We start from the raw sequence: 12,508 nt of genomic DNA, 5'->3' as shown, positions 1-12,508 counted from the left end.
GAATTATTGTGCATCTCAACGATAAGCACTCCAACGAAGGGTGACACATGGCCGGGGAAGACCGCGTGCTCGCGGGAGGCAAGACGTTCATCGATTTTCAGACCGATCCCTCCCGCTACAAACATTGGAAGCTCTCGATCGATGGCGAGGTGGCGACGCTCGCCATGGACGTCGACGAGAATGGCGGCCTGTTCGAGGGCTACCAGCTCAAGCTCAATTCCTATGATCTCGGCGTCGACATCGAGCTCGCCGACGCCGTGCAGCGGCTGCGCTTCGAGCACCCGCAAGTGAAGGTCGTGGTGCTGCGCTCGGCCAAGCCGCGCGTGTTCTGCGCCGGCGCCAACATCCGCATGCTTGCGGGCGCGACCCACGCCCACAAGGTGAACTTCTGCAAGTTCACCAATGAGACCCGCAATGGCTTCGAGGATTCATCCGAGAATTCCGGCCAGCGCTTCATCACCGTGGTGAACGGCACCGCGGCCGGCGGCGGCTATGAGCTCGCGCTCGCCACCGATCACATCATCCTCGCCGATGACGGCTCGTCGTCGGTGTCGCTGCCGGAAGTGCCGCTGCTCGCGGTGCTGCCGGGTACCGGCGGTCTCACCCGCGTCGTCGACAAGCGCAAGGTCCGCCGCGATCGCGCGGACGCGTTCTGCACCACGGAGGAGGGGGTCAAGGGCAAGCGCGCCGTGCAATGGCGCCTCGTCGACGAGATCGCGCCGAACTCCAAGGTCGATGCCAAGGTGGCCGAGCGCGCCAAGGAATTCGCAGCCGCCTCCAAGCGCAACGGCAGCGGCAAGGGCGTCGCGCTGACGCCGCTGAAGCGCGTCATCGATGCGTCGAGCGTGCGCTACGGCTTCGTCAATGTCGACATCGACCGCACGGCCCGCATCGCCACGATCACCATCTCGGCTCCCGAGGCCGCGCCACCTGCGGACATCGACGGCATGATCGGGCAGGGCGCTTCCTTCTGGCCGCTGCAGGTCGCGCGCGAACTCGATGACGCCATCCTGCATCTGCGCATCAACGAGCTCGGCATCGCCATGCTGGTGTTCAAGTCGCATGGCGATCGCGCCCAGGTGCTCGCGCATGACGCGTTCCTTGAGGCCAACAAGGCGCACTGGCTGGTCAACGAGGTCAGGCATTACTGGAAGCGGGTGCTGAAGCGCATCGACGTCACCTCGCGCACGCTGGTCACGCTGGTCGAGCCCGGTTCCTGCTTCGCCGGCACGCTCGCCGAGCTGGTGTTCGCTTCCGACCGCTCCTACATGCTGATCGGCACCATCCAGGGCGACAACCGCCCGGCGCCGGCGATCGAACTGTCGGCGATGAATTTCGGGCCCTATCCGATGAGTCACGGCCTGACCCGGCTGGAGTCGCGCTTCCTCGCCGATCCCACCGATCTCGCGCGTGTGCGTGAGCAGGTCGGCAAGCCGCTCGAAGCCGATGAGGCCGAGGAGCTCGGCCTCGTGACCTTCGCGCTGGATGACATCGATTGGGAGGACGAGATCCGCGTCTTCCTCGAGGAGCGCGCCAGCTTCTCGCCCGACAGCCTCACGGGTCTCGAAGCCAATCTGCGCTTCGCCGGCCCCGAGACGATGGAATCGAAGATCTTCGCCCGCCTCACCGCCTGGCAGAACTGGATCTTCCAGCGGCCCAACGCGGTCGGCGAGGAGGGCGCACTCCGGCGCTACGGCACCGGCGAGCGGCCGCAATATGACATGACGCGCGTGTAGTTATCATCCGTCATGGCCGGGCTTGACCCGGCCATCCGCGAGCTAATCGACACGAACGACGTGGATGCACGGCACGAGGCCGGGCATGACCACCGGGAAGATTTCAGGGAGGCACGCCATGAACATGAACATCATGAACGTCGACTACTCGACCAAGATTCCGAACAACGTGAATCTCGCCGAGGACCGCCAGGTCCTCAAGGCGCTGGAAGGCTGGCATCCCGGCTACGTCGATTGGTGGAACGACATGGGCCCCGAGGGCTTCCAGCAGTCGCTGGTGTACTTGCGCACGGCCTATTCGGTCGATCCGCGCGGCTGGGCGAAGTTCGATTACGTCAAGATGCCCGACTATCGCTGGGGCATCCTGCTGGCTCCGCAGGAAGAGGATCGCAAGATCCCGTTCGGCGAGCACTATGGCGAACCGGCCTGGCAGGAGGTTCCCGGCGAATATCGCGCGCTGATGCGCCGCCTGATCGTGATCCAGGGCGACACCGAGCCGGCCTCGGTCGAGCAGCAGCGCCATCTCGGCAAGACGGCGCCGTCGCTCTACGACATGCGCAACCTGTTCCAGGTCAACGTCGAGGAGGGCCGTCACCTCTGGGCGATGGTCTACCTGCTGCAGAAATATTTCGGCCGCGACGGCCGCGAGGAGGCCGACGAGCTGCTGCGCCGCCGGTCGGGCGATGCGGACAGCCCGCGCATGCTCGGCGCCTTCAACGAGAAGACGCCGGACTGGCTGTCGTTCTTCATGTTCACCTACTTCACCGACCGCGACGGCAAGATGCAGCTGCACTCGCTCGCGCAGTCCGGCTTCGATCCGCTGTCGCGCACCTGCCGCTTCATGCTGACGGAGGAGGCGCATCACATGTTCGTCGGCGAGACCGGCGTCGGCCGCGTCATCCAGCGCACGGTCGAGGCGATGCGCGCCGCCGGGATCGACGATCCCACCGACATCGCCAAGGTCCGCGCGCTGGGCGTGATCGACCTGCCGACCATCCAGAAGAAGTTGAACCTGCACTACACGCTGTCGCTCGACCTGTTCGGCTCGGAGGTCTCGACCAACGCGGCCAATGCCTTCAATGCCGGCATCAAGGGCCGCTATCACGAGACCCAGATCCAGGACGATCACCAGCTCAAGAACTCGACCTATCCGGTGCTCAAGCTGGTCGACGGCGAGATCAAGCGGGTCGACGAGCCGGCGCTGACCGCGCTCAACATGCGCCTGCGCGACGACTATTCGCAGGACTGCGTCAAGGGCCTGCTGCGCTGGAACAAGATCATCACGACCGCAGGCTACGACTTCCAGCTCAAGCTGCCGCATACCGCCTTCCACCGCGCCATCGGCGAGTTCAAGGACGTCCATGCGACGCCCGACGGCATCCTGATCGACGAGGGCACGTGGGCGAAGCGCAAGGGCGACTGGCTGCCGTCGGCCGACGACGGCGCCTACATCTCCTCGCTGATGAAGCCGGTCACCGAGATCGGCGAATACGCCTCGTGGATCGCGCCCCCGAAGGTCGGGATCGACAACAAGCCGGGTGACTTCGAGTACGTGAAGATCGAGACTTGATGAGAGGCGAATAGCGAGTTGCGAGTAGCGAATAGGGGAAGTAGCCTATTCGCTATTCGCTATTCGCTATTCGCTATTCGCTATTCGCTATTCGCTATTCGCTATTCGCTATTCGCCCTTCTCAGCTGTCCCATCCCGCACCCGGAATGCCCGGGTTCGCGTAGACGATGCCGCCATCGACCGCGATCGTATTCCCCACCACGTAGTCGCCCGCGCGCGAGGCGAGGAAGATCGCCGTGCCAGCCATGTCCTCGTCGGTGCCGATGCGCCCAGCGGGCACGCGCGAGGCGACCTCGTCGGCGTTGTCGCGCGCGGCCTTGTTCATGTCGGACTTGAACGGTCCGGGCGCGATCGCGGTCACCACGATGTGGTCCTTGATCAGCTTGGCCGCCATGCGCCGCGTCAGATGGATCAGGCCGGATTTGCTCGCCGCATAGGAATAGGTCTCGAGCGGGTTGACGAAGATGCCGTCGATCGAGGCGATGTTGATGACCTTTGCCGGCCGTTCGGCGCTGGCCGCCGCACGCAAGGGAGCTGCGAGCGCCTTGGTCAGGAAGAACGGCGTCTTGAGGTTGAGGTTCATCACCTTGTCCCAGCCGCTCTCCGGGAATTCGTCGAAGTCGGCGCCCCATGCTGCGCCGGCATTGTTGACGAGGATGTCGAGCTTGGGCTCGCGCTTCTTGATCTCGCCCGCGAGCGTCTCGATGCCGGCCATCGTCGAAATGTCGATCGGCAGCGCGACGCATTCGCCGCCATATTCCGTCGTCAGTGCCTTGGCGGTCGCCTCGCAGGGCCCGGCCTTGCGCGCGGTGATGTAGACCCTCGCCGCGCCATGCGCGAGCAGGCCGGATGCGATCATCTTGCCGATGCCGCGCGAGCCGCCGGTGACGAGCGCGACGCGTCCTTCGAGTGAGAACAAGTTCCTGAGCATGAAGCCTCCCTTTCCTTATGTCATGCGCGCTTGTGAGCGGGACGCGCCAGCACGTCAAGTGAGACGCAGTCGCACGAATTCGCCGCAATTCAATCGGAGGGCAACGTTATGGCGGGGCTATGCCGCGTCGATGCGGCGAAAGCCGTTCCACATCGCGGTGGCCGCGCCCGAGGTCAGCACCGGCAGCACGCGGGCGTGCTGGTAATGGCCGTTCAGCGAGACGCGCGACAGGGCCGTGAGATGATCGGCGCTTTCCGCGAAGATCATGCCGGGCCGGGTGGTGACGGCGGTCTTGTAGCCGCTCGCGGCCGCCAGCACGAATTCGCGCTGGGAAGCGGCGGCGCGGTCGCCGTAGGGGTAGGCCATGTGCAGCACCGGCCGCTGCAACTCGTTCTCGATTCGAGCACGGCTGTCGGCGATCTCGATGCGCGCCGTCTCCTCGGTCTGCTTGGCGAGATTGCAGTGACTGATCGAATGCGCGCCGATCGAGATCAATGGCTCAGTCGACAGCGCCCGGAGCTCGTCCCAGGACAGGCAGAGCTCACGGCAGATCGAGGCCTCGTCGACGTCGTAGCGCGCGCACAGCGCGCTGATCTCACGCCGGACGTCGTGCTCGCCCGGCAGTGCGCGCAGCCAGTCGTGCAGGCGCTGGAACGTCACGCATTTGGCGGCCGGCGTCGATGCATCGAGTTGCAGCGACAGCCCGCCGATCTCGATGTCGATCGCGTCAGTCTTCGCGACCAGCCGCTCCAGCGTCACCCACCAGAGCCGGCCCAGTCCCGATGCGAAATCGCTCGTCACATAGATGGTGAACGGCGCATCGAACTCGCGCATGACAGGCAGCGCGAAATCGCGATTGTCGCGATAGCCGTCGTCGAAGGTGAAGCAGGCGAAGCGGCGCGAGAAGTCCTTCGCCACCAGTCGGCTGTGCAACTCGTCGAGGGTGATGATCTCGATGTCGTGGTCGCGCAGGTGCGACAACATCTCGCGCAGGAAATCCGGCGTGACCTCGAGGTGACAATTGGGCTGGAAATCGGCGTCGCGGGGCGGCCGCACATGATGCAGCGTATAGATCGCACCCACGCCCGAGAAGATCGGGCGCAGCCAGACATGCGCGCCGCTCAGATACAGCGCTTCCAGGCCGGCACGGATAAAGGTTTTGCGAAATCGCCTCATCTGAAATATGCGGCCCGGTGAGTGTCAGGACAAGGTTACCGACGAATGATTGAAGAAAACCTTAGCCTGCGGTCACAACGTACCGTGCGGCGCTCCTCATTTCCGGTTTGACAGGCATGCAAGGGTTTGTTTTCTCTCTGCTTCCTCGATGCGACGGATGACGAATGCGCGGACTTTTCAGGTGGAGCGGGAAATGGTGGCCTGGCGTCATTCCGCTGATCGTGCTTTGGGGCCTCGCGGCCTGGACCAGCACCGTTCCCCTGGAGAATGATCTCGCCGGCCGCAGTTCGGCCGTCCTGACGGGGGCGGTGCTCGACAGGACAAGCATCACGGTGGACGGCCGCGATGTCTCGCTGCGCGCCAATGCGTTTTCCGAGGCCGGACGCCGCGATGCGGTCGCTGCGGTGGACGGCGTGGCCGGCGTGCGGCTCGTCAACGACGAGACGCGGCTGGTCCCCGAGGCCAAGCCCTTCGTCTGGTCGGCCGAGCGCGACGTCGTCCGGGTGACGCTGGGCGGCAGCGCGCCGCTGCCCGCCTTGAAGGGCAAGCTGATGGACGCGACCCGGGCGGCGTTGCCGGGCGTGGAGGTCGCGGATCAGATGGGCCTGGCGCGCGGCGCGCCGCCGCGCTTCGAGGATGCGGCGCTGCTGCTGATCGGCCAGATCGCCAAGCTGAAGGACGGCAAGTTCACGATCTCCGACGGCGAAGTCACGTTGTCCGGCATGGCGCGCGAGCTCGGCGGCCGCGAGGCGATCGCGGCCGCGCTCGGAAAGCTGCCGGACGGCTTCAAGGTCGCCAGCAACGAGGTCAAGGCGCCGCCCTATGTCTTCCAGGCCTACAAGGACCCGGTCGCGGTCACCGTGACGCTTGCAGGCAACGTTCCCGACGAGAACATCCACGCCGTCGTCGTCGGCTCTTCATCGCGCAAATTCTTCAGCGAGAAGGTCGTGGACAATCTCAAGAACAGCCTCGGCGCGCCAACCAATTTCGTGAATGCGGTGGTGCCGGCGTTGGGCGCCTTGTCGCGGCTGTCGACCGGCACGCTGGTGGTGTCCGATCGTGACATCAAGATTTCCGGTGATGCGCTTTACGACGCCGCAGCGGCCCAGATCCGGACCGGGCTCGCCAAAGATGTCCCACAGGGCTGGCAGGTGAAGGCCGACATCACGGTGAAGCCGGCAGCCGCCCCGGTCGATCCCACGGTGTGCCAGCAGCTGTTCTCCGACCTGCTCGGCAAGGCCAAGATTCGGTTCGAGACCGGCCGCAGCGACCTCGACAGGGATTCCACCGGTCTGCTCGACCGCCTCGTCGAGATCGCGTTCCGCTGTCCCTCCGCCAATGTCGAGATCATCGGGCACACCGATGCCGACGGCGACTCTGCCGCCAATCAGGTGCTGTCGCAGAAGCGCGCCCAGGCGGTGGTCGATTATCTGGTCAAGGCCGGACTGCCGGCCGACCGTTTCAGCGCGATCGGCTATGGCAGCACCCAGCCGGTCGCCGCCAACGACACCGCCGACGGCCGGGCGCAGAACCGGCGCATCGAATTCGTGGTGAGGTAACGTCATGGCCTATCTCGTTGCCTTTCACTGGGGCTGGCTGGCCGGCGCATTCGCCATCGGGCTGGCGATGGGCTGGGTCGCCGTGGTGCATCGCGCCCCGCGCGTGTCGGGCTGGCTGACCTGGCTGCTGGCGGCGCTGGCCGCCGGCCTGGTCGCGACGGCCGTGGCCTGCCTGATTCCCGGCCGGGCCGGCTACTGGCTCGAGCTGCTGCTGATCATGTTCGTGCCCTACCTCGTCGGCTGCGCCATCGGCACCTGGCTTCGGGCGCTGGTGGTGATCCGCAGCATGCGGACGAAATCGGCGGCCTGAGACCGCCGCCCCGGACTGCACCCGACGCCATCTGCCGAGACTGCGGCGGCGCGCCCGCCGTCCGCGTGCCCCGGGTCATCGCAACTGCGAGACACGAAGGTTTGACGAGGCGCGAACCTGTCAAACGCGCAGCTCGCGCTTATCGTTGAGCCATGCTGACCCGCCGAACCGCTGGGCGCCCCGGAAGCCCCGGAGATTCGCGTTCCTCACCAAAGTTTAACCTGGGGTTTGCAGGCTGGCGGGGACGTGCGCTGCCCCGCCGTCCTGCATGATGCCTTGTCCGATGCCTTTGCCTGATGTCTTGCCTCATGTGCGGCAAAACGGTGCATCGCATTTCCGCAAAGCCTGCTAAGTATATCCATGTGTACGCTTTTGTTCGCACGCTCCGTGTTCCCCAATGCGTCGAAACGCGCTACGAGGGCGTTGTATGCGCACATGATGCTGCGGCCTCCGGGGCGCGGCGTCCCCGGCCGTCGTGATCGGATCACGGTGAGAGGTGTAGATGCTTGAAGCCATACGCAGAGCGGCCACGTTCCTGCGCGAGAAGCAAGTCCTGCACAAGCTCGGCGTGCTGATCAGCATCGCTGTGATCGCGGTCGCCTGCTACGTCCTCTACCACATGCTGCGCGGCATCGACACCTACGAGGTGCTCGAGGCGATCAAGAGCACGGAGCCGCATCAGATCGCGCTCGCCGCGCTGTTCGTCGCCGCCGGCTATTTCACGCTGACCTTCTACGATCTGTTCGCGGTGCGCGCGATTGGCCACGACCACGTGCCCTACCGCGTCAACGCGCTGGCCGCCTTCACCAGCTATTCGATCGGCCACAATGTCGGCGCCAGCGTCTTCACCGGCGGTGCCGTGCGCTACCGCGTCTATTCGGCCCATGGGCTGAACGCCATCGACGTCGCCAAGATCTGCTTCCTTGCCGGCCTGACGTTCTGGCTCGGCAATGCGGCCGTGCTCGGGCTCGGCATCAGCTATCATCCGGAGGCAGCCGCCTCGATCGACCAGCTGCCGCCCTGGGTCAACCGCATGGTGGCGATCGCGATCCTGGTCGGTCTGTTGGGGTATGTCGCCTGGGTATGGACCAAGCCGCGCGTGGTCGGCCGCGGGCCGTGGACCGTGGTGCTGCCGAGCGGCCCCCTGACCCTGCTGCAGATCGCGATCGGCATCATCGACCTCGGTTTCTGCGCGCTGGCGATGTATGTGCTGGTGCCGGACGAGCCCAATCTCGGCTTCGTCGTGGTGGCTGTGATCTTCGTCTCGGCGACCCTGCTCGGCTTCGCCAGCCATTCCCCCGGCGGGCTCGGCGTGTTCGACGCCGCGATGCTGGTCGGGCTGTGGCAGATGGACCGCGAGGAGCTGCTGGCCGGAATGCTCCTGTTCCGGATGCTGTATTATTTGGCGCCGTTCCTCATTTCTGTAATCTTGCTGACGTTTCGCGAGGTTATCATCAGCACGCGGTCGAAACGGCTGCGGCAGGCCGCGCTCAGCCTCGATCCGGGCCCCCCACCGGAAGCCGCTTTTGTGAGGAAACGCAGCGATTCCGGTGCCTGACGCCAGCTCAAGGGAACAGTAGGACGAGATGGCCCTCGACGCTCCCTCCGACACGCCGCTCTCGATCTTCACCCCCTGGCCGGACCGGCTGCGCCATTCCGCGATCATCCTGCTCGCTGCGGCGCTCGCGCTTGCCGGGCTCGTGCTGCTGGACGAGCTGCTGCCGCTGCGGGCCCTGGCGGTATTCCTGTGTATTTCCGCCGCCGCCCTGGTGCCGTGGCGGCTGCATGGCGCGGTCGCCAAGCGTGAGGAGGAGCGCCACGCCAACCCGGTCGAGGCGCCGGCCGTCAGCGCGGTGGTCGAGGGCATCCCCGATCCCGCCGTGCTGCTCGACCGCGCCGGCCGAGTCATCCACCTCAATGCCGCTGCCGCGCAGCTCGCGCCGGCCCTGCGCAAGGGCGAGCTCGCCCAGTTCGCGCTGCGCACGCCGGAGATCATCACTGCGCTGCGCGAGGCGATCGCCACCACCGAGATCCGCCGTGCCACCTATCACGATCACGTTCCGGTCGATCGCTGGATGGAGCTGATCATCACGCCGGTGCCGGTGCCGACGGCGTTCGGCGGCACGGACAAATGCATGCTGATGACGTTCCACGATCTGACCCCGCTGCGCCGGGTCGAGGAAATGCGCGCCGACTTCGTCGCCAATGCGAGCCACGAGCTGCGCACGCCGCTGGCGGCGCTCTCGGGCTTCATCGATACGCTGCAGGGGCCGGCCAAGGACGATCCGAAGGCGCGCGAGCGCTTCCTCGGCATCATGCACATCCAGGCGACGCGCATGGCGCGGCTGATCGACGATCTGCTGTCGCTGTCACGGGTGGAGCTGTCGGCGCATGTCCAGCCCCACGCCATGGTCGACGTCGTCCCCATCATCCGCCAGGTCACCGACGGGCTGGAGTCGCTGGCGCGCGAGCGCCAGGTGGTGATCGAGACCAGCCTGCCGGACGTGCCGGTGACGATCGCCGGCGACCGCGAGGAGCTGCTGCGCGTGTTCGAGAACCTGATCGAAAACGCGCTGAAATACGGCGCCTCGGGCGGGCGCGTGATCGTCTCGCTGGAGCAGGCCGTCTCCGCCGAGAACGCGCCGGAGATCCGGGTCAAGGTGCGCGATTTCGGCCCCGGCATCGCGCCCGAGCATCTGCCGCGCCTGACCGAGCGCTTCTATCGCGTCGATGTCGGCGACAGCCGCGCGCAAGGCGGCACCGGGCTCGGCCTCTCCCTGGTGAAGCACATCCTCAACCGCCATCGCGGCCGGCTGCTGATCGAAAGCGTGCCGCGCAACGGTGCCGCCTTCACGGCGTGCTTTCCGCAGTCGAAGCCGGCGCGGGGCGCCTGATCGCCCGTCGCATCTGCGGCCCGGCGCGGGCCGGGCTCACGTCCATGGTCGTTGTGAGTTGAGGCCGCCGGAGATCCCAGGGCGATGCGGAGCATCCTCATCGCCCGTCGCGGCCAACTTCCTCAGCGCGTGGTCGACTTCGCCGGCTGGCGGCGGCGGTCGGCCGCGGGCTGATAGGCGACGCGCGAATGCTGCGCGCAATAGGGCAGACCGGAAAGCGCCTTGCCGCCGCAGAAGAAGAAATCCGCGCTCGAGGGATCGCCGACCGGCCAGTGGCAGGTCGCCTCGTTGAGCTCCAGCAGCGACAGCCGCTGGTTCATCGGCACGACGTTGTCGAATGCAACCGGATCGGGCTCCGCCTCAACCTCGAAAACCTGTGCGAGCGCCGTGTTGCCGCGCGCCACCGGGCGCGCCACCCGCATCATCGGCTGTGCCGGGCGGGCCGCCTTGCGCTGGCGCGGTGCCGCGGTGGCCGGGCTCTTGGCGCGGCCGGACAGGCCCAGCCGGTGCACCTTGCCAATCACGGCGTTGCGCGTCACGTTTCCGAGTTCCGCGGCGATCTGGCTGGCCGACAGTCCGGCTTCCCAGAGTTTTTTCAGTTGCTCGACGCGATCGTCGGACCAGGTCAATACGGTCATCGAACCTTTCCCTTCGCGTTGCGCCGGCCAATTCCGGGACGGCGCTGCGATGCTGTCTCAAGAAAATCCCTGGCGGCAGAATCCCTTGTCCCTCGCCGGGCACGCACAAGGCACCCGGACGTTACGCAAACTCAGAGAACTTCGAGAGGGATCAGAACTGCCGCACGAGATGTCGTACTCGACGTTGAAAACGCTACAATATGGCGTGACTCCCGCGCAAGAGTCGGCGGCCGCAGTCCACACATTCCGTGGTTCCCTGTGGCGTGTCTCGAGGCGTGTCAGGCGTCCGGAATCTCACGGGCCGGCCCCCCATGCATCAGCTGACGCGTAGTTGACTCCCACCGCTGCCCGCATACAATAGATGCACGTGCCGCCTTGAAAAGGCGGCACATTTTGTTTTCCAGGGTGGGGTCCCTGATGCGCGATGGCGCCGCGTGGCGCGTGTCTCGGCCGGCCCGTCAGCTCATGTGATCCGCCATGACCAGTGTTGCCGCTACGCATCTCCTCCCCGTATTCGCCCGGGTCGATCTTTCGTTCGAGCGCGGCGAAGGCGCGTGGCTGATCGCGACCAATGGCGACCGTTATCTCGATTTCACCTCGGGCGTCGCAGTCAATTCGCTCGGCCATGCGCATCCGCATCTGGTCAAGGCGCTGCAGGAGCAGGCGGCCAAGCTCTGGCACATGTCGAACCTGTTCAAGAGCCCGGATGGCGAGCGCCTTGCCGCGCGGCTGTGCGAGCAGAGCTTTGCCGACTACGTGTTCTTCGCCAATTCGGGCGCGGAGGCGATGGAAGGCGCGATCAAGATCACGCGCAAATATCACGCCGCCAAGGGACATCCCGAACGCTATCGTATCATTACGTTCGAAGGCGCGTTCCACGGTCGCACGCTCGCCACGCTCGCCGCGACAGGGTCGGCCAAATATCTCGACGGCTTCGGTCCGCCGATGGACGGCTTCGATCAGGTTCCGTTCGGCGACATCGAAGCCGTGAAGAAGGCGATCGGTCCGCACACCGCCGGCATCCTGGTCGAGCCGGTGCAGGGCGAGGGCGGCGTGCGCACCGCGCCGCTGCCGTTCTACAAGGCGCTGCGCCAGCTCTGCGACGACAACGGTTTGTTGCTGGTCATCGACGAGGTCCAGACCGGCATGGGCCGCACCGGCGATCTGTTCGCGCATCGCTGGCTCGGCGTCACGCCGGACGTGATGTCGCTGGCCAAGGCGCTCGGCGGCGGCTTTCCCATCGGCGCCGTGCTTGCGACGGCCGAGGCCGCGTCGGGCATGACGCCGGGCTCGCATGGCTCGACCTTCGGTGGCAATCCGCTGGCGGTCGCCGCGGCCAACGCCGTGCTCGACGTGATGCTGGCGCCCGGCTTCTTCGATCACGTCCGCAAGATGTCGTTGCTGTTGAAGCAGAAGCTCGCCGCCGTTCTCGATCGTCATCCCGACATCATCTCCGAGATCCGCGGCGAGGGCCTTCTCATCGGCGTCAAGGCGGTGGTGCCGTCGGGCGATCTGGTCACGGCGCTGCGCGATCAGAAGCTGCTCACCGTCGGCGCGGGCGACAACGTCGTGCGCTTCCTGCCGCCGCTGATCGTCAACGAATCCGAAATCGAACAATCGGTCGAGATGCTCGATCGCGCCTGTGCGGCGCTGTCGGGCGGGCCTGCCAAGCAGGCGGCCGCATCATGAGCAAG

General features: G+C 66.0%; 10 protein-coding genes. 7 read left to right on the top strand and 3 right to left on the bottom strand.

The genetic code is table 11. From position 1 onward, the window contains the following. The first annotated feature begins 47 nt into the window (after positions 1 to 47). Both boxC and boxB read left to right on the top strand, forming a co-directional pair. Complete coding sequence (gene boxC / locus QX094_RS09930) at positions 48 to 1,736, top strand: 2,3-epoxybenzoyl-CoA dihydrolase (protein ID WP_315827955.1); 1,689 nt, start codon at positions 48 to 50, stop codon at positions 1,734 to 1,736. A 118-nt stretch (positions 1,737 to 1,854) separates the two neighbouring features. Continuing rightward, positions 1,855 to 3,306, top strand: coding sequence for a benzoyl-CoA 2,3-epoxidase subunit BoxB (gene boxB / locus QX094_RS09925; protein WP_316187878.1), 1,452 nt, complete (start codon positions 1,855 to 1,857; stop codon positions 3,304 to 3,306). A gap of 121 nt (positions 3,307 to 3,427) precedes the next feature. Here boxB and QX094_RS09920 read toward each other — a convergent pair whose 3' ends face one another. Together QX094_RS09920 and QX094_RS09915 are read right to left on the bottom strand one after the other, a co-directional pair. Continuing rightward, positions 3,428 to 4,237, bottom strand: coding sequence for an SDR family oxidoreductase (locus tag QX094_RS09920; protein WP_316173221.1), 810 nt, complete (start codon positions 4,235 to 4,237; stop codon positions 3,428 to 3,430). A gap of 117 nt (positions 4,238 to 4,354) precedes the next feature. Beyond that, the gene (locus QX094_RS09915) at positions 4,355 to 5,413 is read right to left on the bottom strand and encodes a polysaccharide deacetylase family protein (RefSeq protein WP_316173220.1); all 1,059 of its coding nucleotides are present in this window, start codon (positions 5,411 to 5,413) and stop codon (positions 4,355 to 4,357) included. A gap of 164 nt (positions 5,414 to 5,577) precedes the next feature. Here QX094_RS09915 and QX094_RS09910 point away from each other — a divergent pair, with 164 nt between their 5' ends. The 4 genes from QX094_RS09910 (at position 5,578) to QX094_RS09895 (ending at position 10,176) form a co-directional block, all read left to right on the top strand. Then, positions 5,578 to 6,972, top strand: coding sequence for an OmpA family protein (locus QX094_RS09910; protein ID WP_316173219.1), 1,395 nt, complete (start codon positions 5,578 to 5,580; stop codon positions 6,970 to 6,972). A gap of 4 nt (positions 6,973 to 6,976) precedes the next feature. After that, positions 6,977 to 7,282 carry a hypothetical protein gene (locus tag QX094_RS09905; protein ID WP_315717139.1) on the top strand — a complete coding sequence of 102 codons (306 nt, stop codon included), beginning with the start codon at positions 6,977 to 6,979 and terminating at the stop codon, positions 7,280 to 7,282. A 502-nt stretch (positions 7,283 to 7,784) separates the two neighbouring features. Next, complete coding sequence (locus tag QX094_RS09900; RefSeq protein WP_315751236.1) at positions 7,785 to 8,840, top strand: lysylphosphatidylglycerol synthase domain-containing protein; 1,056 nt, start codon at positions 7,785 to 7,787, stop codon at positions 8,838 to 8,840. 28 nt (positions 8,841 to 8,868) lie between these two features. Further along, positions 8,869 to 10,176, top strand: a complete 1,308-nt coding sequence (locus QX094_RS09895; protein WP_315717141.1) for an ATP-binding protein — start codon at positions 8,869 to 8,871, stop codon at positions 10,174 to 10,176. A gap of 122 nt (positions 10,177 to 10,298) precedes the next feature. On the opposite strand, the gene QX094_RS09890 is transcribed toward QX094_RS09895, so the two are convergent. Next, entirely contained in the window at positions 10,299 to 10,814 is a 516-nt protein-coding gene (locus QX094_RS09890; protein WP_315717142.1) for a GcrA family cell cycle regulator, read from the bottom strand. A gap of 477 nt (positions 10,815 to 11,291) precedes the next feature. Between QX094_RS09890 and QX094_RS09885 the strand changes: the two genes are divergently transcribed. After that, on the top strand, positions 11,292 to 12,503 hold the full coding sequence (locus QX094_RS09885) for an aspartate aminotransferase family protein (protein ID WP_315717143.1): 1,212 nt from the start codon (positions 11,292 to 11,294) through the stop codon (positions 12,501 to 12,503). Positions 12,504 to 12,508: the final 5 nt, after the last annotated feature.

The organism is Bradyrhizobium sp. SZCCHNS1050 (genome assembly GCF_032484785.1).
Taxonomy (GTDB): domain Bacteria; phylum Pseudomonadota; class Alphaproteobacteria; order Rhizobiales; family Xanthobacteraceae; genus Bradyrhizobium.
This window is presented reverse-complemented; position numbering and strand designations above follow the sequence as displayed.

What these genes read in the sequence shown, in the direction of transcription:
- boxC (WP_315827955.1), top strand. Translation starts at nt 48, where the DNA reads ATGGCCGGGGAAGACCGCGTGCTCGCGGGAGGCAAGACGTTCATCGAT.
- boxB (WP_316187878.1), top strand. Translation starts at nt 1,855, where the DNA reads ATGAACATGAACATCATGAACGTCGACTACTCGACCAAGATTCCGAAC.
- QX094_RS09920 (WP_316173221.1), bottom strand. Translation starts at nt 4,237, where the DNA reads ATGCTCAGGAACTTGTTCTCACTCGAAGGACGCGTCGCGCTCGTCACC.
- QX094_RS09915 (WP_316173220.1), bottom strand. Translation starts at nt 5,413, where the DNA reads ATGAGGCGATTTCGCAAAACCTTTATCCGTGCCGGCCTGGAAGCGCTG.
- QX094_RS09910 (WP_316173219.1), top strand. Translation starts at nt 5,578, where the DNA reads ATGCGCGGACTTTTCAGGTGGAGCGGGAAATGGTGGCCTGGCGTCATT.
- QX094_RS09905 (WP_315717139.1), top strand. Translation starts at nt 6,977, where the DNA reads ATGGCCTATCTCGTTGCCTTTCACTGGGGCTGGCTGGCCGGCGCATTC.
- QX094_RS09900 (WP_315751236.1), top strand. Translation starts at nt 7,785, where the DNA reads ATGCTTGAAGCCATACGCAGAGCGGCCACGTTCCTGCGCGAGAAGCAA.
- QX094_RS09895 (WP_315717141.1), top strand. Translation starts at nt 8,869, where the DNA reads ATGGCCCTCGACGCTCCCTCCGACACGCCGCTCTCGATCTTCACCCCC.
- QX094_RS09890 (WP_315717142.1), bottom strand. Translation starts at nt 10,814, where the DNA reads ATGACCGTATTGACCTGGTCCGACGATCGCGTCGAGCAACTGAAAAAA.
- QX094_RS09885 (WP_315717143.1), top strand. Translation starts at nt 11,292, where the DNA reads ATGACCAGTGTTGCCGCTACGCATCTCCTCCCCGTATTCGCCCGGGTC.